Consider the following 23,461-nt stretch of genomic DNA (forward strand, 5'->3'; position numbering starts at 1 on the left):
TAGCGGGAATCTGTGTTCATCTGTGGCTGAATCTATGTCAGGAAAAGGCAGTGCCCATGCGCGAGATCGTGCTCGATACGGAAACCACCGGCTTTGATCCGTTGAGCGGCCACCGGCTGGTGGAAATCGGCTGCGTCGAGCTGTTCAACCACCTGCCCACCGGCTCGGTGTTCCACCGCTACTGCAACCCCGAGCGCGACATGCCGGAAGAGGCCTTCAAGGTGCACGGCCTGTCGGCGGATTTCCTGTCGGACAAGCCGCTGTTCGCCGAGATCGTCGCCGACTTCCTGGAATTCATCGGCGACGCGCCGCTGGTCATCCACAACGCCGAGTTCGACATGCGCTTCCTCAATGCCGAACTGGCGCGGCTGGGCTTTCCGGCGCTGCCCATGAGCCGCTCCATCGATACGGTGCTGATGGCGCGCAAGAAGTTTCCCGGCGCCCAGGCCAATCTGGACGCGCTGTGCCGTCGTTTCGAGATCGACAACACCCACCGGACCCGGCACGGGGCGTTGCTGGATTCGGAATTGCTGGCCGAGGTCTATCTCCAGCTGATCGGCGGGCGCCAGCCGGGTCTCGAACTGGGTGGCGGCAAGGGTAACGGCGGCGGCAATGCCTCGGCGGCAGAGGTCAGGCGCGAGTTCCGCGCCCCCCGGCCCCACGCCCCGACCGAGGAGGAAAGCGCGGCGCACACGGCGTTCGTGGCCAAGTTCAAGAACGCCGTGTGGCTCAGGGAATAGGTCAGGCCTGACCCTGCTGGGCGTTCATCTCGTCCACGCGGGCGCGGTAGAGCTGGACGAAATCCAGCGGCTGCAGCAGCAGCGGCGGCAGGCCGCCGTCGCGGGTCATGTCGGCGACGATGTTGCGGGCGAAGGGGAACAGCAGGCGCGGACACTCGATCAGCAGCACCGGGTGAATCTGGTCTTCCGGCAGGTTGAGGGTGAACACGCCGGCATAGGCCAGTTCCAGGATGAACAGCGCCTTGCCTTCCAGCAGGGCCTCGACCTTGAGGTGCAGCACCACTTCGTAGGCGTTGGCGCCCACATTGGCGACGTTGACGTCCACATGGATCGGAATCTCGGGATTCTTGCCCTGCATCTCGATGAAGGAATGGGGCGCGCCGGGGATCTCGAAGGACAGATCCTTGATGTACTGCATGTTGACCTGCAGCTGGGGCAGATCCTCGGACGGCGTCTGGGCGTCGGTCATGGTGCTCTCCGAATGGGAAGACTTCGATCAAAAGGCTGGCAAGGGGCGTAGCACGGACACCTTTACGGCTCAAGCCGCTTGTGGTCCGAAGGTTGGGACCGGCCGGGTTCGGGGGGAATGATCTCGTATTCGCCATCGATGATCGTGGGGCCGGCATGGGGGGCGGCGCCCGGTCCCGCCCCCGGATTCCCCACCACGACACGGGCCGCCACCACCCGCAGCAGCAGGATGCGCACCGGCCGCAGCATCAGCATCAGCGCCATTGCGTCGGTGATGAAGCCGGGCAGCAGCAGCAGGAAACCGGCCAGGGCGATGCAGATTCCGTCGAACACCGCCGGGCCGGGCGGCTCGCCGCGGGCCATCCGTGTCCGTACTTCCAGCGCCATGCCCAGCCCGCCGTGGCGCAGCAGGACCGAGCCGGCCAGGATGGCCAGGACGGTCAGCGCCACGGTGGCCAGCCCGCCGATGGAATCGGCCACGCGAATCCACACCATGATCTCGGCTACCGGCAAGGTTAGTATGCCGACCAGGAATGCCCATGCCATGCTTGCTCTTTCTCCCAACCCGCCTTATGTCTTTGACTGGACAAGCAGCTTACCCTACCTCGGACTGGCCTGATGAACGACGGCTATCACTTTCTCGACATCGTTTTTTTCGCCATGGTCGCCGCCTTCCTGGTGTTGCGCCTGCGCAGCGTGCTGGGCAAGCGCACCGGCGCCGAACGCCCGCCCGAACAGTGGAGCCAGCCGGACTCCCCCGCCGATAACGTGGTGGACCTGCAAAGCGCCCGCCGCTCGGCGGCGGAACCGCCGGCCGAGACGCCGGTGGGCCAGGGTCTGGCCGCCATCCGCGCCGCCGACCGGGGCTTCGACCTGGACGGCTTCTTAGGGGGAGCCAAGGCGGCCTTCGAGATGGTGGTCATCGCCTTCGCCCATGGCGACAAGGCGACGCTGCAGCCGCTGCTGGCCCCCGACGTCTACCGCCATTTCAGCGACGCCATCGACGCCCGGCGCCAGCACGGCGAGACGCTGCAGACCGAACTGGTGGGCATCCGCTCCGCCGAGCTGGTCGAAGCCGGGATGGATGGCCGTTTCGCCGCGTTGACCATCCGCTTCGTCAGCGAGCAGGTCAACGCGCTGCGCGACGCCAAGGGCGAGGTGGTCGAGGGCAATCCCGAGCGGGTGATCGACGTGATCGACCTGTGGACCTTCCGCCGCGACACCCGCTCCGCCGATCCCAACTGGGCGCTGGCCGCCACCCATACGCCCGACGCATGAGGAATATCGCCACCGTATTGCTGGTGGCCGCCGCCTTGGCCGCCTGCGCCACGCCGGAACCGGCCCCCGCGCCGCCGGCCGGGCCGGGGCGCATGGTGCTGCAGCCCCTGGGCTATGACCAGCTGGCCGGCTGGTCGGCGGATGAATCGGCCCGGGTGCTGCCCGCTTTGCTCAAATCCTGCAACCGCGTCACCAAATTGCCCACCGACAGATCCATCGGCTTCGAGGGGGTGGGCGGCACCGCCGCCGACTGGTATCCCCCCTGTGCCGCCGCCGCCCGGGTGGCCGAGGGCGACCACAAGGCGGTGCGCGTCCTGTTCGAGACGTGGTTCACCCCCTGGCAGGTCACCGGCGACGGCAAGACCGACGGATTGTTCACCGGCTATTTCGAGCCGGAGATCAGGGGGTCGCGCCAGCGTCAGGGGGCCTACGCCCAGCCCATCCACGGCAAGCCCGGCGATCTGGTCACCGCCGATCTCGGCAGGTTCCGCTCCGACTGGGCGGGGGAACAGCTGGTCGGCCGGGTCGAGAACGGACGGCTGGTCCCCTATCCCACCCGCGCCGAGATTGAACGGGGCGCCCTCGACGGCAAGGCCCCGGTGGTGGCGTGGACCGACGACGCGGTGGATCTGGCCATCATGCAGATCCAGGGCTCGGGAAGGGTGCGCCTGGACGACGGCACGGTGATTCGCCTGGGCGTAGCCGGCAGCAACGGCCACAAATTCATCGGCATCGGCAAGGTGATGAAGGACGAGGGCAAGCTGGGCGCCGACACCTCCATGCCGGCCATCCGCGCCTGGCTGAAGGCCAACCCCCAGGAAGGCCGCGCCCTGCTCGGCCGCAATCCCCGCTATATCTTCTATGGTCTCAATTCCGGCACCGACGGGCCGCTGGGCACCGAGGGCGTGGCGCTGACGCCCGAGCGCTCGCTGGCCGTCGATCCGCGCTTCGTGCCGCTGGGCGCCCCGGTGTGGCTGGACAGCGTCGATCCGGCGGGCAAGCCGCTGCGCCGCCTGATGATGGCCCAGGATACCGGCGCCGCCATCAAGGGCCCGGTGCGCGGCGACGTGTTCTGGGGAGCCGGCGAGGCCGCCTTCCAGATCGCCGGCAAGATGAAGAGCCCGGGGCGGCTGGTGGTGTTCCTGCCCAAGGCCCGTTCTCCCCGGCTTGCCGAGAGATAGGGGGCCGAGAGGTAGGGGTTGCCTTCCGGGTCCCTCTTCTCCATCCTTCGCCGTGATATGATGACTTCAGGACGGAGTGGATCGCGGCGATGAGCCGGTTGCTGGCCGAATGGCGGGAACGCAAGGGACGCGAGGAGGAACAGCTGCACGAGCAGCTGTGCGCCGCCATCCGCGCCGGTCAGGTCCAGGTCTACACCGATCCCCGCCTGCTGGATTTCCAGGGCTCGCCGGTGCATCAGCACTGGGACCATCTGCTGCCGCTGACCATCGAGGCCACCCTGGCCCTGGTCGTCCTGCTGGCCACCGGCATCGCCACCGGCATCATCGCCATGACGCTCTGCGTCCTGGCCCATCTCTACGGCAACAAATATTACGTGGCCTGGCGGCTGAAAACCCGCGCCTTGGCCTATCTGCTGGGCAGCTATCCGCAATTCGTCGCCCTGTGGCAGCTGGGCGGCATCGCCCTGGTGGTCAAGGGGGTCAACGAGGCCCCCTGCCTGGCGCCCAAGGGCGACTGGCGCAAATTCATTCGCCGCAACCTCGGCGAGGGCGAGCCCCAGGCCCAGGCGCCCATGGCCAACGCCCCGGTTCCCGCCGGTCCGCGCATGACGGCGCCGCCCGCCCAGCCCGCCGCCGCCCCGGCTCCGCCGTCCGAGGCGATTGCCGAGCCGGCGCCGGTGGTGATGGAGACCGCCCCCCTGGCCGATGCGGTGCAGCCCGCGCCGTCCCCTGCTCCTTCTCCCGCCGCCGCGCCCGAGATCATGGCGCCGCCTGCCCCCAAGCCCGGGGACCGCTGGGCGTCCATCGCCGACGAGGACCCGCCGCGCGACGAGGTCGTGCCAAAATCATGAGGATCGTCGGGCGATGAGCCGGGGGCGTCTGGTCGAGCCGCGCCAGCCCCGCCGCCGGGTGGTCACCGCCGACGAGATCAAGGTGTGGAAGGCGGTGGTCGCCGACGCCCGGCCGCTGCCCGGCCATTCGCCGCCCGCCGATCCCTCGCCGGAAGCCGCTGCCCTGCCCGAGCCGGTGGCCTCTCCCCCGCCGCCGCCCGGCGTTCCGCCGGCGCGGCCCTCGGCCCATCCCCCCGCCCCGCCCCGCAGCGGCCACGGCGAACTGCACCACGGCAAGGCCCCCGGCCTCGACCGCCGCTCCGCCGAACGGCTTAAGAAGGGCGAGATGGAGATCGAGGCCGATCTCGATCTGCACGGCCTGACCCAGGACATGGCCCACGCCCAGCTGACCGCCTTCATCCAGCGCTGCTGGGCGGCGCAGCGCCGCTGCGTCCTGGTGGTGACCGGCAAGGGGAAGGGGGGCCAGGGGGTCGGCATCTTGCGCGCCCAGGTGCCGCGATGGCTCAACCAGAGCCCTCTGCGCGAGCGCATCCTGGGCTTTTCCTACGCCCAGCCGCGCCATGGCGGCGACGGCGCGCTCTACGTGCTGATCCGCAGACAGCGGGCATGACACCGTTCGGCGCCCGCATCCGCGCCCTGCGCGACGCCAAGGGCATCCAGCTGCGCCGGATGGCCGCCGACCTGCACATCTCCGCCGCCTATCTTTCGGCGCTGGAACACGGCCATCGCGGCCGCCCGGCTCCCGGCCTGGTGATGCAGATCTGTGGTTATCTCGGCTGCATCTGGGACGAGGCCGAGGAGCTGAAGGCCCTGGCCGAACTGTCCCACCCCAAGGTGACGCTGGACACCTCGGGCCTTACCCCCGCCCATACCGAACTGGCCAACCGCCTGGGGCGCTCGATCCGTGAGCTGCCGGAGGAGATGGTGGAGCGGTTGCTGGCGGTGCTGGACGGGCGATAGCCCGGTCACCGCAGCCGGAACACCCGCTTGCCCGGACGCTCCAGCCGGCCTTCGGCGACCAGGGCGGCCAGGGTGCGGTACAGCGCCTCGTGGGTCAGCCCGATTTCCTGGGCGGCGACGGAAATGGGGCGATCGAGGGCGACGGAATCCTCGGCGGCGCCCAGCTGAGTCAGCCAGGCCACCACCCGATCACGGGCATGGGGAAGGCGCATCACCTCCTGCCGGCCGCGCAGCCTTTGCACCTCGCGGGCGAGGTAGGCGGAGAAGGCCAGGTTGAGGTCGGGATGGGCACGGAGGTAAAGCAGCAATGCCGCCTTGGGAAACATCCGCACTCGGGAATCGGTCTCGGCCACGGCGTCGCAATGGTAATGGGGGGCGAACAAAGCGGCCTCGGCGAACAGGGAACCGGCACGGGCCACATGCAGGGTCACCGCCGAGCCGTCGGCGCCGCAGCGCATCAGCCGCAGGCGGCCCTGCTCCACGTGAAACACCGCCCGGGCCTCGTCGCCGCGATGGAACAGCGCCTCACCCGCCTCCAGGGTACGGACGGTGCCGCCGATACCGCCCAGAACCTTGCCCCAATCGTCCATGTCCTTCTCCCTGGTATGATCGGGATCATATGGCAGCAGCCGGGGCCTGCCTATGGTGGATCACTTCGTCACGGGAGGATTCCATGAAGATTACCCTTGCCGCCGCCTTTGCCCTGATCGCCCTGCCCGTCTTGGCCGCCGAGCGGCCCAGCGGCCTCAATCCCCAACAGATCGAGGGCCTGCTGGCCGGGCGCGGCATGGGCCTGTCCATGCCCGCCGAGATGAACGGCAAGCCGGGTCCCCTGCATGTGCTGGAACTGGCCGATGCCCTGGAACTGACCGAGGCGCAGCGCCGGGCAGCGGCCGAACTGGTGGCGGGCATGAAGGCGGCGGCCATCCCCCTCGGCCGGGAGGTGGTGGCGCGGGAGGCCGGGCTGGACGCCGTCTTCGCCGCCGCACATCCCGACACGGCGGCGGCCGAGGCCCTGGTGGCCGACATCGCCGCCCTCTAGGGCCGGCTGCGCTGGGTTCATCTGCAAACCCATCTGGCCATGACGGCGGGGCTGACCCCGGAGCAGGCGGCGCAGTATGGCCGGCTGCGGGGGCATTCGGGCCATTGACGCTACAGGATGAACTTGGCCAGATCGGCCTTCTTGGCCAGATCGCCGACCCGTTCGCGCACCATCTGGGCGGTGATGGTCACGGCGGTGCCGGGCGGCTGGTCGGGGGCGGTGAAGCTGATGTCTTCCAGCAGGCGCTCCATGACGGTCTGCAGGCGGCGCGCGCCGATGTTTTCCACCGAGGCGTTGATCTCGGCGGCCAGGTCGGCGATGGCCTCGACGGAGCCGGGCTCGAAGGTGAGCCGGACCTCCTCGGTGCCGAGCAGGGCCTCGTATTGCTTGAGCAGGCTGGCCTCGGGCTCGGTGAGGATGCGGACCAGATCGTCGCGCGACAGGGCCTTCAGCTCGACGCGGATGGGCAGGCGGCCCTGCAGCTCGGGCAGCAGGTCCGAGGGCTTGGCCAGATGGAAGGCCCCCGACGCGATGAACAGGACGTGGTCGGTCTTCACTGGTCCGTGCTTGGTGGCGACGGTGGTGCCCTCGATAAGGGGCAGCAGGTCGCGCTGCACCCCTTCGCGGCTGACGTCGCCGCCCACGTGGTGCTCGGAGGAGCGGGCGCAGATCTTGTCGATCTCGTCGATGAAGACGATGCCGTGGTTCTCCACCATCCAGACGGCGTCCTTCACCACCTTGTCCTGGTCGAGCAGATTGTCGGATTCCTCGCCGGTCAGGGCCTCCAGGGCCTCCTTGACCGGCAGCTTGCGCGGCCGGGTGCGGCCGCCGCCCAGCGCCTTGCCCAGCATGTCCGACAGGTTGATCATCCCCATCTGCGAGCCGGGCATGCCGGGGATGTCGAAGGCCGGCATGCCGCCGGCCCCGCTGTCGGCCACCTGGATCTCCACCTCCTTGGCATCCAGGGCGCCTTCGCGCAGCATCTTGCGGAATTTCTGGCGGGTGTCGGGACCGGCGGTCTCGCCCACCAGGGCGTCGAGCAGGCGCTCCTCGGCGGCGATCTCGGCCTTGGCGGTGACCTGCTTGCGCAGGCGCTGGCGGGTCATCAGGATGGCGACCTCCACCAGGTCGCGGACGATCTGCTCCACGTCGCGGCCCACATAGCCCACCTCGGTGAACTTGGTGGCCTCCACCTTCAGGAAGGGGGCCTGGGCCAGGCGGGCGAGGCGCCTTGCGATCTCGGTCTTGCCCACCCCGGTGGGGCCGATCATCAGGATGTTCTTGGGCAGAACCTCCTCGCGCAAGCTTTCGGGCAATTGCTGGCGGCGCCAGCGGTTCCTGAGCGCGATGGCCACGGCGCGCTTGGCGTCGTTCTGGCCGACGATGAACCGGTCCAGTTCCGAAACGATCTCGCGGGGGGAAAAGGCGGCGGCGCTCATAGGCTTTCCACGATCATGTTGCCGTTGGTGTAGACGCAGATGCCCGCCGCGATCCCTAAGGCCTTGCGGGCGATTTCCTCGGCGTCGAGGGACTCGATGTCGATCAGGGCGCGGGCGGCGGCCAGGGCGTAATTGCCGCCCGAGCCGATGCCGATGATGCCGTCCTCGGGCTCCAGCACGTCGCCCTGGCCGGTCAGCACCAGCGAGACGTCCTTGTCGGCCACCGCCATCATGGCCTCCAGCCGGCGGAGATAGCGGTCGGTGCGCCAGTCCTTGGCCAGCTCGACGCAGGCCCGGGTCAGCTGGCCGGGATGCTTCTCCAGCTTGGCCTCCAGGCGCTCCAGCAGGGTGAAGGCGTCGGCGGTGGCCCCGGCGAAGCCCACCAGGATGGTGTCGCCGCCCACCTTGCGCACCTTGCGGGCGTTGCCCTTGATCACCGTGGCGCCGAGACTCACCTGGCCGTCGCCGGCGATGACCACGCGGCCCGATTTGCGCACGCACAGGATGGTGGTGCCGTGCCAGGAGGGAAGGGAGGATTCGGACATGGACAGGACCCGAAAGGAAGAGGGGCGGGCATCATAGCAAAGGCCCGCCTCCCTGTCGCGGTCGGGTCTCAGGGGGTCACACCGAGCGGCGGTTCGCCGGGGAGCGGCTGTGGCGCGGCCTCCTTGGGTTTCTCATTGGGGACCAGTGGCGCACCGGATTGCTGCTTTGTCTTGATTTCCTTGATTGCCGCGTTCAGGGCGACAAAACGCTCAGCGGTGGCCGGATGAGTGGTCGCATGGCTGATGGCATTGGGATTGTTGGCGCCCATCCGGCGCCAGAAGGTCGGCGCATCATCAATGGCGTATCCAGCGCGGGCCATGACGTAAAGGCCGGCGTAGTCCGCTTCGCCTTCGAATTCCACACTGTTGGCGTTGCCTGCCAACTGAGCCCCGGCCTTGCCGAAGGCCCCGCCCGTGTTGACGCCGGCCACGGCGACGAGAATGTCCAGAATGGTTCCGGCAACTTGACCCGCTACGGCATTGCCCTGCTTGGCATCACGATGCTTGCGGAAGTTGTGGGCCAACTCATGGCCGGTGACCAGGGCCAGTTCCTCGTCCGTCCGGACAAAGTCCATCATGCCTTTGGCGATGTAGACACCGCGGCCATCGGCAAAAGCGTTGACCACCGATTCCGAGGTGATGCCGGCCGGGTAATTGCACGATCTGGCCGGAGTGACGGCTATATCCAGCGGAGTACCGTTACGGCGGATCTTTAGCTTGACCGGGTTGTTATCCGTGGTGGTGAGCCGGAGTCCGATATTGGCGGCGAGATACCGGTTGGGTTCGACGCCACCTTCACCGACCAAGATGACTTCATCACCTTTGCGCAGGCCGGCTGCCGCGGCCACCGAGTCCGGGGGAATATAGCTGACGATTGGATTATTCCCCAAGTCAGGGAACAAGGCGGCCAGAGTGGGATGGTCGGTCTCAGCCCCATCCTCCCGACCCAAGGTAAGGAAGCCAAGGCTCCATGTGATCTGGTCACCGCATAAGTCGGCACCGGCTTTGGCGAGGCGATAGCTGATCCGGTAAAGAAGGTCACGCTGGTCGAGCATGGTCTTGATTACCAGCTTTTTCTGCTCGAGTTCCTCGGCTTTGACCGCCTCGCTTTCGATGGCTGGTCGCTGGCTCTGAGGGGCGCAACCACCCAGCGCCGCCACCATGGCGACGGCGGTCAGACAGGAACCCAGCTTCATGGCGATGCCCCCCGCATCCAATCGAAAGAAGGAAGGCGAGCATCATACAGGCGAAACGGGTATTCGGCAATCCGAGGCAGAAGACATAATCCTGGGAATGTCCGATTGCTTGCGGCGGGTCGGACTGGCATGCGGGCGTCATTCCTGATACTAAACGGGGCGGAATTAAGGAGGTCCCCATGCGCAAGGCTGCCATCACGCGCAATACCACCGAGACCAGCATCAAGGTCGCGATCGACCTGGACGGCAGCGGCAAGTACGCCGTCAAGACCGGGGTGGGTTTCCTCGACCACATGCTGGAGCAGCTGTCCCGGCATTCGCTGATGGATCTCGAGGTGGAGGCCAAGGGCGACCTGCACATCGACGCCCACCACACCACCGAGGACGTGGGCATCGCCATCGGCCAGGCGGTCAACCAGGCCCTGGGCGAGCGCAAGGGCATCCGCCGCTACGGCTCGGCCTACGTCCCCATGGACGAGGCGCTGACCCGCGTGGCGCTCGACCTGTCCAACCGTCCCTACCTGATCTGGAAGGTAAGCTTCGGCCGCGACAAGCTGGGCACCATGGACACCGAGCTGTTCAAGGAATGGTTCCAGGCCTTTGCAGGGGCGGCGGGGGCGACCCTGCATGTGGAAAACCTTTACGGCGACAACGACCACCATATTGTCGAAAGCTGCTTCAAGGCCCTGGCCCGCGCCTTGCGCGACGCCGTGGAGATCGACCCGCGCAAGGCCGACGCCGTGCCCTCGACCAAGGGGACGCTGGGAGGGTCGCTGTGAGCGGCACCATCGCCATCATCGATTACGGTTCGGGCAACCTGCGTTCGGCCGCCAAGGCGTTCGAGCGGGTGGTGGCCGAGGCCGGGCTGAATTTTACCGTCGCGGTGACCGATGATCCCAAGGTGGTGGAAAATGCGGCGCGCATCGTACTGCCGGGGGTGGGCGCCTTCGCCGATTGCCGCGCCGGGCTGATGGCGCTGCCCGGCATGGCCGAGACCCTGACCGAGCGGGTGCTGGCGCGGGGCACACCATTCTTCGGCATCTGCGTCGGCATGCAACTGATGGCCAGCATCGGGCGCGAGCACGGCATGCATGCCGGCCTGGGCTGGATCGCCGGCGAGGTGGTGCCGCTGGGCGTTGAGGCCCAGGGGCTCAAGGTGCCGCACATGGGGTGGAACCAGCTGATATCCGACGGATTGTCCCATCCGTTGCTCACCGGCCTGGATTCCGAGGCCCACGCCTATTTCGTCCATTCCTACAAGTTCGAGCCGGCCAATCCCGCCCATCGCCTCGCCCATGTGGAGTATGGCGGGATGGTCACCGCGGTGGTCGGCCGCGACAACATGGTCGGCACCCAGTTCCATCCCGAGAAGTCCCAGATGACGGGACTCAAGGTGATCTCCAACTTCCTGACGTGGGCTCCTTAAAGATGATTCTCTTTCCCGCCATCGACCTCAAGGACGGCGCCTGCGTTCGGCTCAAGCTCGGCCTGATGGAGGAATCCACGGTGTTCAACACCAATCCCGGCGCCCAGGCCCGCGACTTCGCCGCCGCCGGGGCCGAGTGGATTCATGTGGTCGATCTCAACGGCGCCTTCGCCGGCAAGCCGGTCAACGGCGCCGCGGTGGACGGCATCCTCAAATCCGTTACGGTCCCGGTCCAGTTGGGCGGCGGCATCCGCGAGATGGCCACCATCGAGGATTGGCTGGCGCGCGGCGTCCGCCGGGTGATCCTCGGCACCGTGGCCCTGAAGAATCCCGACCTGGTCAGGGAGGCCTGCCGGCGCTTTCCCGGCCGGGTGGCGGTGGGTATCGACGCCAAGGGCGGTAAGGTGGCGGTGGAAGGCTGGGCCGAGACCTCCGACCTCACCGTGCTGGAACTGGCGGCCAAGTTCGAAGATTGCGGCGTCGCCGCCCTGATCTACACCGACATCGACCGCGACGGCGTGCTGGCCGGCCCCAACGTGGCGGCCACCGCGGCCCTGGCCGATGCCATCTCCATTCCGGTGATCGCCTCGGGCGGCGTATCGTCGCTGGACGATCTCAGGGCGCTCAAGGCTTATCCCAAGCTGGAAGGCGTCATCTCGGGCCGCGCCATCTATGACGGGCGCATCGACGTGGCCCAGGCCATCGCCCTCCTGAAGGCCTGAGTCCATGCTCAAGATGCGCATCATCCCCTGCCTGGACGTCAAGGACGGCCGCGTGGTCAAGGGGGTCAACTTCGTCGATCTGGTCGACGCCGGCGATCCGGTGGAGCAGGCCAAGCTCTACGACCGGGCCGGGGCCGACGAGCTGACCTTCCTCGACATCACCGCCAGCCACGAGAACCGGGACACCATCTACGACGTGGTGCGCCGCACCGCCGAGGCCTGCTTCATGCCGCTGACCGTGGGCGGCGGCGTGCGGGTCAACGACGATATCCGCAAGCTGCTGCTGGCCGGGGCCGACAAGGTGTCCATCAACACGGCGGCCGTGCACCGCCCCGAATTCGTGCGCGAGGCGGCCGAGAAATTCGGCAGCCAGTGCATCGTGGTGGCCATCGACGCCAAGCAGGTGGCGCCGGGCAAGTTCGAGATCTTCACCCATGGCGGCCGCAACGCCACCGGCATCGACGCGGTGGAATGGGCCAGGCGCATGACCGGGTACGGGGCGGGCGAGATTCTGCTGACCTCCATGGACCGCGACGGCACCAAGCAGGGCTTCAACATTCCGCTGACCCGCGCCGTGGCCGATGCCGTCACCGTGCCGGTGATCGCCTCGGGCGGCGTGGGCAATCTCGACCATCTGGTAGAGGGCATCCGCGACGGCCACGCCACCGCCGTGCTGGCCGCCTCCATCTTCCATTTCGGAACCTACACCATCGCCCAGGCCAAGGCGCACATGCGCGCCGCCGGAATTCCCGTGCGCCCCTGAGGTTGGGGACCTGAAGGGGTGACAGGCCCGCCGTCATCTGTTAGGCAGGGGTCCGGGGACGATGACGGTCTGGAATAATTAAAGAGAGGGTGCCTTGGCCCAGGACAGCAGGATTCTCGAAGAACTCTACACGGTGATCGCCAGCCGCAAGGGCACCGATCCCGACAAGTCCTATACCGCCAAGCTGTTCGCCCGCGGGCGCGGCAAGATCGCCCAGAAGTTCGGCGAGGAGGCGGTGGAGACCGTGGTCGCCGCCCTGTCCGAGGGCAGGGACGAGCTGGTGGGCGAAAGCGCCGACACGCTGTATCACCTGCTGGTGCTGTGGGCCGATTGCGGCGTCGAGCCGGCCAAGGTGTGGGCCGAACTGGCCCGGCGCACCGGCACCTCGGGCATCGACGAGAAGAAGTCGCGCGCCAAGAAGTGACGGCCCCTGCAAGGGAGAGAGCCATGGCCTATGATTCCAACAACATCTTCGCCCGCATCCTGCGGGGGGAAATCCCCTGCAAGAAGGTGCATGAGGACGAGCACACCCTGGCCTTCCACGACATCAATCCCCAGGCGCCGGTCCATATCCTGGTGATCCCCAAGGGTGCCTACGTCTCCATGAATGATTTCTCGGCGCGGGCCTCCGATGCCGAGATCGCCGGTCTGGTGCGCGCCGTGGGTAAGGTGGCCGAGATGGCGGGGGTGACCGAGGACGGCTGGCGCATGCTCAGCAATATCGGCGAGAACGGCCACCAGGAAGTGCCGCATCTGCACATCCACATCTTCGGCGGCTGCAAGCTGGGCCACATGCTGCCCCGAACGGGAGCGTAGGCAAGGCGGGCCGTCGCCCCGGCCCCATCGGGAGGCATGTCTCCCGAACCCTTCCTTTATTTCCTAAATGAAATGAATAAGGTTTGGGGCCGCTGGCCCCAAGCGGCAGTCCACTATTTCACCCGCCTATTCCGCCGCTTCCAGCCCGCGGGCGGTTTCCAGCAGGACCTGGCGGATATGGTTGACCTGGCCGACCGAGGGCTGGGGCAGGTCGCCCATGGGGCGCATCATGCAGGCATGCCAGACCCGCTGGCCCTCCGGCCCGTCCAGATAGGCGCGCAGCAGCTTGAGCGCCCCTTGCAGGGTCTTGACGGTGCGGCCATCGGCATAGAACTGGTCCCAGGTCAGGTTGTTGCCGTGGATGACCATCAGCGCCTGGATGATGGTGCGGCAATGGCGCTCGAAGGCCTCGAAGCGCTTTTCCAGGGCGTGTTCCAGGAACTCGAAATAATGGGGCAGGTAGTCGCGCCGCAGCACCAGATCGTCGCCGGCCAGCAGGTGTTCGAAGGGCCGTACCATCAGGCGGTGGAACGGATTGGAGCGCGCCCCCACATTGCCCTTGGGCAGCTGGTGGAACTTGCGGCAGGCCTCTTCCTGATGCACATAGGCGCTGTCCAGCACCATGCTGCCGCTGCCGATCAGCGTGGCGATGCGCTCCAGGTCGTGGAGGCTCACCTTGCCGTCCCGGGCCTTTTCCCGGACCAGCGTCATGATCACGTCGCTGACGATCATCGCCATGTCGTGGCAACGCCGCTTTCCCGTCGGGCCGTTCATCGGTGCACAGGCATTCATCGGGTGTAGACCCCATTTCTCACCGGCTGTCCGAGCATGGGGCCGGGCACGCAAAAGGCGCAATGCCACAGAGGTCATAGGGCAATAGGTCTCAACCGGCGCGGCCGGGCATCAGCCTTCGGTATGAGAGGGCCTCGGCCACCTGCAGGCGTCCGACCGTTTCGGCGCCCTGCAGGTCGGCCAGGGTACGGGCGACGCGCAGCACCCGGTGCCAGCCGCGCGCCGACAGGCGCATGCGCTCCGCCGCCTCGGCCAGCAGGCGGCGTCCGGCCTCGTCGGGGGTGGCGACCCGCATCAGCGCTTCGCCGTCGGCCTCGGCATTGGTGCGGATGCCGGTGCCGCGATAGCGGTCGAGCTGCAGGGTGCGGGCGGCGGCGACCCTCGCCGCCACCTCCGCCGAGCCCTCGGCGGGCGGTGGCAGGGAGAGGTCGGCGGGGCTGACCGCCGGCACCTCCACATGCAGGTCGATGCGGTCGAACAGCGGGCCGGAAATCTTCGACTGATAGTCCTGGCCGCATCTGGGGGCCTTGGAACAGGCCAGGGCCGGGTCGCCCAGATGGCCGCAGCGGCAGGGATTCATGGCGGCCACCAGCTGGATGCGGGCGGGATAGGTGACGTGGGCGTTGGCGCGGGCCACCACGGCGCGACCCGATTCCAGGGGCTGGCGCAGGGCTTCCAGGGCGCCGCGCTGGAACTCGGGCAGCTCGTCGAGGAACAGCACGCCGTTATGGGCCAGCGACACCTCGCCCGGCCGGGCCCGCATGCCGCCGCCCACCAGCGCGGGCACGGAGGCGGAATGATGGGGATCGCGAAAAGGGCGCCGGGTCAGCAGGCGGCCCTCGGCCAGCTGACCCGCCACCGAGTGGATCATGCTGACCTCCAGGGCCTCGGCGGGCTCCAGCGGCGGCAGCAGGCCGGGCAGGCGGGCGGCCAGCATGGATTTGCCCGAGCCGGGCGGCCCCATCATCAGCAGATACAGCACTGCACAACTAGATGCGATTTCCGGCCCCTGGAAGGCCCGAGATGCTTGCCGTCTACGTCGGCATGTCGCGAACGGCTTCGGGGCTGGAAGGCCCATCCTGGGAGTCAGGAGGGCTGTATCTGGCCCTCACGCCCACCCGGCTATTCTCGGACACCCGTTGGTGATGGCCTGGATCGGGGATTGTCTGGCCGGCGGGCTATGTGTCCTTCAGGATCATCGCCTTCAGCATTACGTAGGTCGGGTCATCGTCCGCCACCGGCGCCTTGAGCATCCTGACGAGAGGGCTATCGTCCGATCCTGATGACGGCAATACCGGCGACGACATGCTGGTGGACCCGCCGGCCAGATAGGAGACAGCGTCCTCGTCGGTCTGTACCCGCTTCATCATGTCGAGAATGTCCGGCCTGGTGCTGGCAATCCGCTCGACCGTCTCAATCTCGTTGACGGCGAATGCCGAGAATGCGGAGGGCAGGCCCTTGGCCCGGTCGATTGCTTCGGGACCGGACAGGGTGAGCCAGGATACCAACTCGGTATAGAGCGCCTTGGCGGTGGCGACCACGTCGGTGCTGGCATGACAGAGCTTCCTCAGGTCGAGGGGAGAGGCATAGTGCTGCTTCTCCCAACCGGCCACATCGTCCAGCTTGTGGAAGTCCTTGCCCGCGTAGTCGGCTTTGCCGAGAAGGCCCCTACGACGGGAGGCATTTTTACCATTCCACTGGCGATCCATACCGATGTCGGCGATGTGAGCCCGCTTGCCGGTATGGTACTGGCGGATTACCTGGCGGGTGGTTGCGGCATAGGCGGCGAAGACCTCCTCGACCTTCTCGACCAGGGCATCTGGAACATGGAGCAGGATGGTGGCGTGGAAATCGACCCGATCCGTTTCGCGTCGGCAGAGCATCACCTTGTGATCAGGATCATAGGCTTGCTCGACCTCGATCTTGTAGGCGTAGGAGAGGTGTAGCTTCGCCCGGCGATAGATCGGTTCCAGCTTCGCGTTGATGATGCTGCCGACCAACCTGGCAGGACCATAGCCCTTCAATTGAGCGAGATAGATTTCCTCGGATCGCAGGTGCAGGGTCACGGCCTTGTTGAGGGGAATGCCTGCTTCCACCGATCCCATCGCGTAGAGCGCCCACTTCTCTTGCTGCGATAGCCGGTCCCATTTCGGGAAGGTGATGGGGGTGGTCTTTTTGGCGTGGGTGATGGTGGGGTGGTTGGTGTGGCTAAGAAACACTATCAGGGCTGCCGCCTGACGTGATTGCATGGTCCTGGGCAGGCAACGCGCAAACTCAAGCCGGTCAAGGCGTTCAGCCGCTATTGGGTCATGCCTGGAACTGAGAAGACCGGGGGTTTTTCCACGGCTCTTGTCGTAACTCTTGTAAGGGGCCAGCCGCCGTTTCGGGCGTGTTGGCTTTATGGGGAAAAAGGTGGTCATGCTGGTGCTCCTCGTCGTCATAGGGAGCACAGCTAGGGCGATTTGCGCGGGCCGAGGAGTTCAGCTAGACTCCTCGAATACAGGACATATCCACGCACAGTGCGGCTCCTCACTGTGCAACCGAGGCCGGGCGCGTCAACGCTCGGCCTCAATCACATTTACGATAGCGTGGCAAAATGCGAATAGCAAATTTGAGGCTGGCTCTGGCTTTCAGCCTGGTTCTTGGGTCAGTTCCGGCCATCGCCGCCGATGTCGCGGCAACCTGCTTCACCCCCGGCGAGGACTGCACCGGCCTGATCGTCCATGAGGTGGAGCAGGCCAGGCGCGAGGTGCTGGTGCAGGCGTACAGCTTCACCTCGCCACAGATCGCCAAGGCGCTTGCCGATGCCCGCCGCCGAGGTGTGGACGTTCGGGTCATTCTCGACCAGAGCCAGACCGGCCAGAAGAAATCCCAGATCGCAGCCGACACGCTGGTGATTGCCAAGGTGCCGGTGCTGATTGATGACGCCCACGCCATTGCCCACAACAAGACTATGGTGATAGACCGTAAGCGGGTGGTCACTGGGTCGTTCAACTTCACCAAGGCTGCCCAGGATCGCAACGCGGAGAATGTCGTGATACTGGCCGGTGAGGATGTGGCCAGGCGCTACGTCGAGAATTGGCACCGCCACGCGGATCATTCGGAACGATATGAGGGCCGCTGAATACGAGTGGACGAGCCCTCGCCCTACGTCTTCGTGGCTTGACGCACCGCCTCATCAATTCTGGCCTGGGCTTTGATCCGAGCGGCTTCGATGCGCTCCACCGCATTCTCCACAGATGACTTGATGTTAGCGCATGCCTCGTCGGTCACTGCCCGGATGTTCCTTAATGTGGCATCCAGGCTCTGCTGGACTACCCGAGACGCACTCTCGGCAGCCAGGGACACAAAATCTGCCGCCTTGGCTCCTTCGGCAACGATCTCGTCGCGAGTGTGCTCCTCTGTTTGGAAAGCCTTCATCCTGGCGGTGGCAACAGCGGCGGCCTGCATTCGCGCCGTCGTGTTGGTGGCATATCGGTGGATTTCTTCTATGGCAGCATCCGCAAGTTGCCGGAGCTTGGCGATGGCGGCTTCCGCCTCAATCACCATCTCGTGAATTGACTGCTTGCCGGCATCCGATAATCGTTCCGACTGTGCATTCCCGATTGCGACAATCGCCGCCTTCACGCTGGCCTGGGACTGGCGACCGCCGCGAGACTTGATCTTTGCAACAGCCATTTCCGCATCAGCAGCCAGACGGGCTGCCTGGACCTCCGCATCAATCTGGATTTTGGCGGATGCGACCTGGGTGTCCGTCATAATCCGGGCGCTGGCCACGGTGCTAATCTCGGTGATGGTGTTGATGGCGGCGTTGACCTCGTTCTGGAAGACCCGTTCTGCCACCACCTCATCGGTAAGACGATTGTGCTCAATGAGGGCGTACAGGGCTTCGATGGACTGAACGCCTTCAATCTTCTTGTCGGCCATATCGCATGCCCATCCTGCTGTAATAGGCAACCATCTTATACTACTGAGACAGAGCATCAATGGGGCTATCAGCGCCTGGGTGGCCAGCCACAAATTATTCCTAGGTTGTTCACCGGGCACTCCACGGAATGACAAGCGAAACCGGCACCCTCTATCTGATCGTTAATCAGGCATCTTCTTTGATAGGACGACCTACCGGAGCTGCGAAGACATACCCCACCGCCCGCACAGCCCTAATCGGCAGGTTTTCTCCCGAGATGGTTTTGATCTTGCGGCGGAGTCTGGCCATTACAGCGTCGATGCTCCGGTCGTCATAGCTGCCAACTCTCTTCCCGAGCGCGAAAGCGATGCTTTCACGCGAAACCGGCTCCCCCGGATCAGCGCTCAGTATCTGAAGAACCCGATATTCGGCGTTTGTCAAAGGCACCATATGACTGGATGGCGTGATCAGTGACCAAGTGGAAGCATCGAAGCCCCATGCGGCTTGTTCGTCTTCGCCTGCTTTTTGTCGTGCAGTGCGGTTGGTGGTGCTCAGTCGCCACATCAGGCTATGGATGGTTGCTTCAAGCTCACGAAACTCCACCGGCTTGATCAGATATGCATCTGCTCCAGCGACCAAGCCCAACACCCGGTCGTCGAGGTGGCTACGCGCGGTCAGCATGACGATGCCCATCTTGGAATTGGACCGCAGTCGCGCCGCGATGGAAAATCCGTCCTCCCCCGGCAGGTTGACATCGAGCACCACCAGGTCGGGGGTAAATGTCGGCAGCAAGGCGTCAAGCTCTGGACCGGAGCCTGCGCATTGGACAGTCATGCCGACGAGAGAAAGATAACGGGCGACCGACCGGCACAGATCAGGATCGTCATCTACAACGATGACATTGGCCATATCAACTCACCACTCGATCAACTCAATTGGTACATCAAGAGCACAAACTAACATCAGAAGGAGTATGTTCAATGCACTAATTGATGGTGGTTGTTCTCTGATATGGGATTGCTGAGCGCCAATCCTGGAGCCATGCCATTCGGGTTGACCATTTTGCCGGCCCCTCCGGCCAATGAGACGACCACCCTCCGCCTGGTACCCACCCATGGTTTTTTTATCCACGACCCCTTCATGGGCCGGGCGGGGGTAGGGCCTCTATGCGCTCTTGCTGGCGGAAAACAAATATTCGCATAAACGCAAATAACTTTCTTGACTATTGATGAAAGCAGCAATGGCAGTGATGCGGCCGCGATCTAAGTAAGCACTCGCATATTAGGCAAATGTGTTGCTTCGTGATAGAACAGTGATGCAGCGCAATTGCTGTATGACTTGAAGAGGCAGCCATGAACACCTTCACCATCACCTTCAATGATAATCGCTTTGCCGGTACGGACTTGAGTGCGTCTAATTGCGTCGCACTTCTTCACGAGATGATCAAGCATGGCACGCTCGACTTGAGCGACGAGCATGTGAGCGGCTTGCAGATCGTTGAGACGAGCAACGAGCTTGAGAAGAAGCTGTTGGCCATGGTCCCGGAGTTGACCCGAGGTTGACCCGAGGTTGACCAGTAGGGGCGTCGGAGATGATCCGGCGCCCTTCTCGTTTGGCCTATGCCTCTGTGCGCAGCATGACGCGCCGGACGGACTCGGCATGCCAGGAACCGCCTCTAGCCGTCTTGATGCCCCTGCTGTTGAGGGCCGTGGCTAGAGCGCCATAGCCGACGATGCCGGCACGCTGAATGTCGCTGATGATGGGGCGCACGTTCGCGGCCAGAAGATCAGCAGCGGCAATGCGTGTTGCTGCGCTGGCCTCGTACTGGCCTTCTGTGCGACGGCCTCCCAGAGTCTTGCCGCGAGCTTTGCAGGCGGCCAGGGCGGCACGGGTGCGCTCACTTGTGCGTCTGGCCTCGTCCTCAGCCACGGCGGCCAGGATGTGCAAGGTAAGGCGGTTGGCGTGGGGATTGTCCACGGCCACGAAATCCACACCGGCCTCCATCAGGTTCGAGACGAAGGCGACGTTGCGGGCCAACCTATCCAACTTGGCGACGATCAAAACGGCACCGGCCTTCCGCGCCGCCTTGAGCGCCAGGGTGAGTTGGGGCCGGTCGTTGCGCTTGCCGCTCTCGATCTCGACGTATTCGGCCAGGAGTTCCCATTCGCCGCCGTTGAGGAAGCCCATGACGGCTTGGCGCTGGGCTTCCAGGCCCAGGCCGGACTTGCCCTGCTTCTCGGTCGAGACGCGGAAGTAGCTGATGAATTTCCCGTTTGCCATAGTCCCCTCCAATATCAGAGCTTGCAGCGACGAACGCGGACGATGCCGACATAGGAGCGGTGGAATGCCCATTGGAAGTCGAGAGCATGTTTCATTGGGGTTCTCCTTGGTCATCACAGTAATCAACGCTCGTTGACTTATGTGATGACAGGTATTTTCCCTGCTGGTAACCCGCTATTTTCAAATTTATCGCGATCTATACCAGACACGGAGGAGATGCCCGCGTGGGAATGCTTGTGTGGGTCTGGAATTGCTTTGGGGCAGTCCTGGCCGGGACTGTCGGCATTTAGGCCCTATGCGGCCAAGGGGATTTGGGCGACCTGCTGTTCTGCCTCCTTGGCCTTCCTGGCGGACCATCCACCGGCGGCTGGACGAGGGGTGCGGAATGGCGGGGTCAAGACGATGCGCCTGACCAAATCCGGGTTGGCCTCCGCGAAGTCGCAAGCCAGCTCGAAGCCGGTGGCCGTGCCGAAGATCCACTCCAACGCCTCCGCTTTGGCATCGTACCCCGGCCAGGGTAATGCCCCTGTCGCAGTGCCTCCCTCGCCTCGGGCGTCCTTGACCGCCTGAGCGATGATCGCCGACCAGAGGAGTCTTTCTTCGGGTATCATGCTGGCACCTGTAGGGGCTGAAGTTTCTCGGGGTCACTGTCCGTCAGACGCAGCAGCTCGGCAATCAGGTCGGCTTTGGAGTGGCTGATCTTCCCGCCGAGGGCGCCCACGACCTGCTTGAGCCATTTGGTGCCCCTGAAATGGGCCTCAGTTTCAAGCCATGCCCGGAAGTTCTCGGGCGTCGGCAGGGTGCCGGGGATCATAGCGGACGGAGCCGCGACCGGCGGTGCAGGTTCGATGGGAGAGTCCGCGGCGGTGTTGTCCAGGCTCTCGCCAGCACGCTCGGCAATCTCGGCTCGGATCTCGTCCTCCTCAGCCGGACTGAGGACGGTGATAACCAGATTAGCGGGCTTGTCGTTGTCCTGGTTCCCACCGGCGATGGCGGGGAGAAGCCCGAGCCGACGAAGGCCCTCTTCGCTCTCGCGAAGCGACCGGACCAGACCATTCATGGCGACCGGCCCAATCTTGCCCCGGCCCGCCACCACCTGATCGCGGGCCTCCACGACCACTGCGGCGTAGGCATGGGCCAACCCACGCCAGGACTGACCTCCGATTTCCGCCCATCGCTCGGCTTCGTCGAAGGCTTGCGCCTGAGTCTCATTTGCATGGTCGCTCCGTTCGGCGGGCGAGGCGGTGGCCACCTGTTGCGGCTGGGACTCTGGCGGGCGATCCGCCGGGGCTGGAGTCGTCCTGGCCGGTTCGGGCGCTACTGCCCCAGCGGCCTTGGCCCTACGGCGCTGTAGGCCCTTAGAAACGGCTTGTTTGGAAACACCCAGCAGCCGGGCGGCCTCGACCTTCGTCAACAGGCCCCGCTCGATGCGGTCCATCATGTTGTTGTCGAGACCGGCGAGGCCGGGGCGTTCGTCAGGCACGGCCCAGGCCCTTGCGGATGGCATCCAGGCCACGACCCGGCAAAGACGTCGGGCGTCGATAGGGCAAGGCGGTGGCGTTGCGGCGTTCCTGCCGCTCGGCTTCGACCTTGCGCTGTTCGACCTCCCGCCGGGCCGTGGCTCGGATTTGGGATTGCTCGGCTTCGTGCTGGCGCTCCAACGAGACCAGCTCGGTAATCTCGGCATCGCTCAGGATCGTGTCGTCGTCAACGGACATGGCCTGCCGCTGACGGTCTCGGAGTTGGGCGAGGCGCTGGGTATCAACCGACATGGTTGTTCTCCTCAAGGACACGATGGATGCCGACGCCGGCATGGGCGATGGCGGCATTCAAGAAGGCGCTGGACGATAGACGGGGATCGCCGATGGCCAGGGCCAGGGCGTCGAGAAGGACGAGCGTCCAGCCAGCCTCGGAGGACCGCCGGCCATTTTCGTTCTTCCAGCAGGCACGGGCGGCGGCAATGACCTCATTCATGGAGGCGTCGCTACCGCCATAGCTGGGAATGCCTTTGACCATCCGACCAACCCGCTGGCGGCCAATGCCATACCGCCCGGCGACTTCGGGAAAGGAACGGCCAAGGAGACCCACTTCCAGGCGGATGGCGCATCTGGCAGCGGGGCTCAAGAACCTGCCGCTGGCGGACTTGATGACGATGCCGAAACTCTCCATCACGCGCACTCCTTTAAGGTGGTCAGGGCGAGGTCGAACCGGGCCAGCGCGGCGACCACCTGTTCGCGACCGGCGGCCAGTTCGTCGAGGGCCTGGGGCAAGCGGCGCTTGAAGTCGATGCTGGCCTTCAGCATCGAGACCCGGTCGCGGTTCGCGCCATCGTCCGCCAGTGCGGCCAGTTCCAGCAGCTTGGCATGGGCGGCCTTGAGCTTGGTGGTGGCGGCCTCATGGCCGGCCAAGGCGCGGTCGAAGCTCTGGACGGCGGCGTCGATGCCCTTGCCGTCCAGGCCGTGGGCCAGGTGCCGGACGCTCTTGAAGAAAGTGACCGGCGAGGTCGTGCCGCTATTGATGGCGGTGCCCTCCAGGGCGGCGGCGATCATCGAGGCAAAGCCCATGATGGTCGCCCGCTCATTCCCCACCAGCGGCATGTCGGCCAGCAGGCCCGCCTCGGAGGTGAACCGGGCAGCATCGGCAATCGGACGTTCGGTGCGGGCGCGGGCAGCTTCGACCTCGCCGGCCAGGGCGGCGATCTCCGCGATGATGGCGGCGGTGGCCTGGGCGCCGGTCAGGGCGGCCTTCAAGACCCCGGCGCTGGTGAAGAACGCTTCGGCGCTGGGGGCTGCCTCGGACAGGGTGATGCCAGCGAAGGTCGGGCATCCAAGGCGGGGATGCTCACGGGTGTTTGCGAGAGCGGGGATGTGCAAGTAAGGCATGCGAGCCTCCATAACAAGTGAAGTTCGCATGATAGTACCGATGAAGAAACTAGTTGTCAAAAATGGCAGAAATCAAGAGGTTTTGCCCCATTGTAGATATTGAGATACGTACTTCTTATCTGTTTAAGCTGTTTCTTATTTTGACAATTTTTGTCTAACTTTCCATGAAATAC

General features: G+C 65.3%; 30 protein-coding genes and 1 pseudogene. 15 read left to right on the forward strand and 16 right to left on the reverse strand.

Annotation, left to right across the window (positions count from 1 at the left end; translation table 11 throughout):
- Nucleotides 1–56 precede the first annotated feature (56 nt).
- Nucleotides 57–740: a DNA polymerase III subunit epsilon gene (gene dnaQ / locus H261_RS08015; RefSeq protein ID WP_008616257.1), complete on the forward strand. Its 684-nt coding sequence runs from the start codon at nucleotides 57–59 to the stop codon at nucleotides 738–740.
- A gap of 1 nt (nucleotide 741) precedes the next feature.
- Here dnaQ and secB read toward each other — a convergent pair whose 3' ends face one another.
- Both secB and H261_RS08025 read right to left on the reverse strand, forming a co-directional pair.
- Complete coding sequence (gene secB, locus H261_RS08020) at nucleotides 742–1,209, reverse strand: protein-export chaperone SecB (protein ID WP_008616259.1); 468 nt, start codon at nucleotides 1,207–1,209, stop codon at nucleotides 742–744.
- 62 nt (nucleotides 1,210–1,271) lie between these two features.
- A complete protein-coding gene (locus tag H261_RS08025; RefSeq protein ID WP_008616262.1) occupies nucleotides 1,272–1,754 on the reverse strand; it encodes an FxsA family protein in 483 nt (160 codons plus the stop codon).
- 72 nt (nucleotides 1,755–1,826) lie between these two features.
- On the opposite strand from H261_RS08025, the gene H261_RS08030 reads away from it, so the two are divergent.
- From H261_RS08030 to H261_RS08050, 5 genes are all read left to right on the forward strand, one after another.
- Nucleotides 1,827–2,486, forward strand: coding sequence for a Tim44/TimA family putative adaptor protein (locus H261_RS08030; protein ID WP_008616264.1), 660 nt, complete (start codon nucleotides 1,827–1,829; stop codon nucleotides 2,484–2,486).
- The gene (mltA, locus tag H261_RS08035) at nucleotides 2,483–3,667 is read left to right on the forward strand and encodes a murein transglycosylase A (RefSeq protein WP_040475991.1); all 1,185 of its coding nucleotides are present in this window, start codon (nucleotides 2,483–2,485) and stop codon (nucleotides 3,665–3,667) included. Before H261_RS08030 ends, mltA begins: the two co-directional genes overlap by 4 nt.
- An 89-nt stretch (nucleotides 3,668–3,756) precedes the next feature.
- The gene (locus H261_RS08040; RefSeq protein ID WP_008616275.1) at nucleotides 3,757–4,518 is read left to right on the forward strand and encodes a hypothetical protein; all 762 of its coding nucleotides are present in this window, start codon (nucleotides 3,757–3,759) and stop codon (nucleotides 4,516–4,518) included.
- A gap of 13 nt (nucleotides 4,519–4,531) precedes the next feature.
- Nucleotides 4,532–5,128, forward strand: a complete 597-nt coding sequence (locus tag H261_RS08045; RefSeq protein ID WP_008616276.1) for a Smr/MutS family protein — start codon at nucleotides 4,532–4,534, stop codon at nucleotides 5,126–5,128.
- Nucleotides 5,125–5,478 (forward strand): helix-turn-helix domain-containing protein, encoded by a 354-nt coding sequence (locus H261_RS08050; RefSeq protein ID WP_008616277.1) that lies wholly within the window; start codon nucleotides 5,125–5,127, stop codon nucleotides 5,476–5,478. The genes H261_RS08045 and H261_RS08050 overlap by 4 nt, the downstream gene beginning before the upstream one ends.
- 5 nt (nucleotides 5,479–5,483) lie before the next feature.
- On the opposite strand, the gene H261_RS08055 is transcribed toward H261_RS08050, so the two are convergent.
- Nucleotides 5,484–6,068, reverse strand: coding sequence for a Crp/Fnr family transcriptional regulator (locus H261_RS08055; protein WP_008616278.1), 585 nt, complete (start codon nucleotides 6,066–6,068; stop codon nucleotides 5,484–5,486).
- An 83-nt stretch (nucleotides 6,069–6,151) separates the two neighbouring features.
- Between H261_RS08055 and H261_RS08060 the strand changes: the two genes are divergently transcribed.
- Nucleotides 6,152–6,520: a hypothetical protein gene (locus tag H261_RS08060; protein ID WP_008616279.1), complete on the forward strand. Its 369-nt coding sequence runs from the start codon at nucleotides 6,152–6,154 to the stop codon at nucleotides 6,518–6,520.
- A gap of 110 nt (nucleotides 6,521–6,630) precedes the next feature.
- Here the strand turns inward: H261_RS08060 and hslU are convergent, their stop codons facing one another.
- The 3 genes from hslU to H261_RS08075 form a co-directional block, all read right to left on the reverse strand.
- The gene (gene hslU, locus H261_RS08065) at nucleotides 6,631–7,959 is read right to left on the reverse strand and encodes an ATP-dependent protease ATPase subunit HslU (RefSeq protein WP_008616280.1); all 1,329 of its coding nucleotides are present in this window, start codon (nucleotides 7,957–7,959) and stop codon (nucleotides 6,631–6,633) included.
- Complete coding sequence (hslV, locus tag H261_RS08070) at nucleotides 7,956–8,504, reverse strand: ATP-dependent protease subunit HslV (RefSeq protein WP_008616297.1); 549 nt, start codon at nucleotides 8,502–8,504, stop codon at nucleotides 7,956–7,958. The genes hslU and hslV overlap by 4 nt, the downstream gene beginning before the upstream one ends.
- A gap of 68 nt (nucleotides 8,505–8,572) precedes the next feature.
- Nucleotides 8,573–9,700, reverse strand: coding sequence for a M48 family metallopeptidase (locus H261_RS08075; RefSeq protein WP_152426771.1), 1,128 nt, complete (start codon nucleotides 9,698–9,700; stop codon nucleotides 8,573–8,575).
- A 179-nt stretch (nucleotides 9,701–9,879) separates the two neighbouring features.
- Between H261_RS08075 and hisB the strand changes: the two genes are divergently transcribed.
- The 6 genes from hisB to H261_RS08105 all read left to right on the forward strand — a co-directional run bounded on the left by hisB (nucleotide 9,880) and on the right by H261_RS08105 (nucleotide 13,427).
- A complete protein-coding gene (gene hisB, locus H261_RS08080; protein ID WP_008616299.1) occupies nucleotides 9,880–10,479 on the forward strand; it encodes an imidazoleglycerol-phosphate dehydratase HisB in 600 nt (199 codons plus the stop codon).
- Entirely contained in the window at nucleotides 10,476–11,126 is a 651-nt protein-coding gene (hisH, locus tag H261_RS08085; protein ID WP_008616300.1) for an imidazole glycerol phosphate synthase subunit HisH, read from the forward strand. Before hisB ends, hisH begins: the two co-directional genes overlap by 4 nt.
- A gap of 2 nt (nucleotides 11,127–11,128) precedes the next feature.
- Entirely contained in the window at nucleotides 11,129–11,848 is a 720-nt protein-coding gene (gene hisA, locus H261_RS08090; protein WP_008616301.1) for a 1-(5-phosphoribosyl)-5-[(5-phosphoribosylamino)methylideneamino]imidazole-4-carboxamide isomerase, read from the forward strand.
- 4 nt (nucleotides 11,849–11,852) lie between these two features.
- On the forward strand, nucleotides 11,853–12,611 hold the full coding sequence (hisF, locus tag H261_RS08095) for an imidazole glycerol phosphate synthase subunit HisF (protein ID WP_008616308.1): 759 nt from the start codon (nucleotides 11,853–11,855) through the stop codon (nucleotides 12,609–12,611).
- A 94-nt stretch (nucleotides 12,612–12,705) separates the two neighbouring features.
- Nucleotides 12,706–13,035, forward strand: coding sequence for a phosphoribosyl-ATP diphosphatase (locus H261_RS08100; RefSeq protein WP_008616309.1), 330 nt, complete (start codon nucleotides 12,706–12,708; stop codon nucleotides 13,033–13,035).
- Between the two features lie 23 nt (nucleotides 13,036–13,058).
- Nucleotides 13,059–13,427, forward strand: coding sequence for a histidine triad nucleotide-binding protein (locus H261_RS08105; RefSeq protein WP_008616319.1), 369 nt, complete (start codon nucleotides 13,059–13,061; stop codon nucleotides 13,425–13,427).
- Between the two features lie 126 nt (nucleotides 13,428–13,553).
- Here H261_RS08105 and H261_RS08110 read toward each other — a convergent pair whose 3' ends face one another.
- The 3 genes and pseudogenes from H261_RS08110 to H261_RS08120 form a co-directional block, all read right to left on the reverse strand.
- Nucleotides 13,554–14,159: a hypothetical protein gene (locus tag H261_RS08110; protein WP_235062894.1), complete on the reverse strand. Its 606-nt coding sequence runs from the start codon at nucleotides 14,157–14,159 to the stop codon at nucleotides 13,554–13,556.
- 151 nt (nucleotides 14,160–14,310) lie between these two features.
- A pseudogene (locus H261_RS08115) lies at nucleotides 14,311–15,192 on the reverse strand (YifB family Mg chelatase-like AAA ATPase); the annotation flags it as partial.
- Nucleotides 15,193–15,397: 205 nt separating this feature from the next.
- Nucleotides 15,398–16,639 (reverse strand): hypothetical protein, encoded by a 1,242-nt coding sequence (locus H261_RS08120; RefSeq protein WP_152426772.1) that lies wholly within the window; start codon nucleotides 16,637–16,639, stop codon nucleotides 15,398–15,400.
- A gap of 191 nt (nucleotides 16,640–16,830) precedes the next feature.
- On the opposite strand from H261_RS08120, the gene H261_RS08125 reads away from it, so the two are divergent.
- Complete coding sequence (locus tag H261_RS08125; RefSeq protein WP_008616335.1) at nucleotides 16,831–17,343, forward strand: phospholipase D family nuclease; 513 nt, start codon at nucleotides 16,831–16,833, stop codon at nucleotides 17,341–17,343.
- Between the two features lie 23 nt (nucleotides 17,344–17,366).
- On the opposite strand, the gene H261_RS08130 is transcribed toward H261_RS08125, so the two are convergent.
- Entirely contained in the window at nucleotides 17,367–18,146 is a 780-nt protein-coding gene (locus H261_RS08130; RefSeq protein ID WP_008616337.1) for a hypothetical protein, read from the reverse strand.
- Nucleotides 18,147–18,312: 166 nt separating this feature from the next.
- Nucleotides 18,313–19,035, reverse strand: a complete 723-nt coding sequence (locus H261_RS08135; protein ID WP_008616343.1) for a response regulator transcription factor — start codon at nucleotides 19,033–19,035, stop codon at nucleotides 18,313–18,315.
- A 443-nt stretch (nucleotides 19,036–19,478) separates the two neighbouring features.
- Here H261_RS08135 and H261_RS08140 point away from each other — a divergent pair, with 443 nt between their 5' ends.
- Entirely contained in the window at nucleotides 19,479–19,688 is a 210-nt protein-coding gene (locus tag H261_RS08140; protein WP_008616344.1) for a hypothetical protein, read from the forward strand.
- A 55-nt stretch (nucleotides 19,689–19,743) separates the two neighbouring features.
- On the opposite strand, the gene H261_RS08145 is transcribed toward H261_RS08140, so the two are convergent.
- From H261_RS08145 to H261_RS08170, 5 genes are all read right to left on the reverse strand, one after another.
- Nucleotides 19,744–20,406, reverse strand: a complete 663-nt coding sequence (locus H261_RS08145) for a recombinase family protein (RefSeq protein WP_008616345.1) — start codon at nucleotides 20,404–20,406, stop codon at nucleotides 19,744–19,746.
- A 607-nt stretch (nucleotides 20,407–21,013) separates the two neighbouring features.
- Complete coding sequence (locus H261_RS08155; RefSeq protein WP_008616347.1) at nucleotides 21,014–21,889, reverse strand: hypothetical protein; 876 nt, start codon at nucleotides 21,887–21,889, stop codon at nucleotides 21,014–21,016.
- Nucleotides 21,882–22,178 carry a hypothetical protein gene (locus tag H261_RS08160; protein ID WP_008616349.1) on the reverse strand — a complete coding sequence of 99 codons (297 nt, stop codon included), beginning with the start codon at nucleotides 22,176–22,178 and terminating at the stop codon, nucleotides 21,882–21,884. Before H261_RS08160 ends, H261_RS08155 begins: the two co-directional genes overlap by 8 nt.
- Entirely contained in the window at nucleotides 22,168–22,584 is a 417-nt protein-coding gene (locus tag H261_RS24750) for a hypothetical protein (RefSeq protein WP_152426773.1), read from the reverse strand. The genes H261_RS08160 and H261_RS24750 overlap by 11 nt, the downstream gene beginning before the upstream one ends.
- Complete coding sequence (locus tag H261_RS08170) at nucleotides 22,575–23,288, reverse strand: hypothetical protein (protein ID WP_152426774.1); 714 nt, start codon at nucleotides 23,286–23,288, stop codon at nucleotides 22,575–22,577. The genes H261_RS24750 and H261_RS08170 overlap by 10 nt, the downstream gene beginning before the upstream one ends.
- Nucleotides 23,289–23,461: the final 173 nt, after the last annotated feature.

Source organism: Paramagnetospirillum caucaseum, from assembly GCF_000342045.1.
Classification (GTDB): domain Bacteria; phylum Pseudomonadota; class Alphaproteobacteria; order Rhodospirillales; family Magnetospirillaceae; genus Phaeospirillum; species Phaeospirillum caucaseum.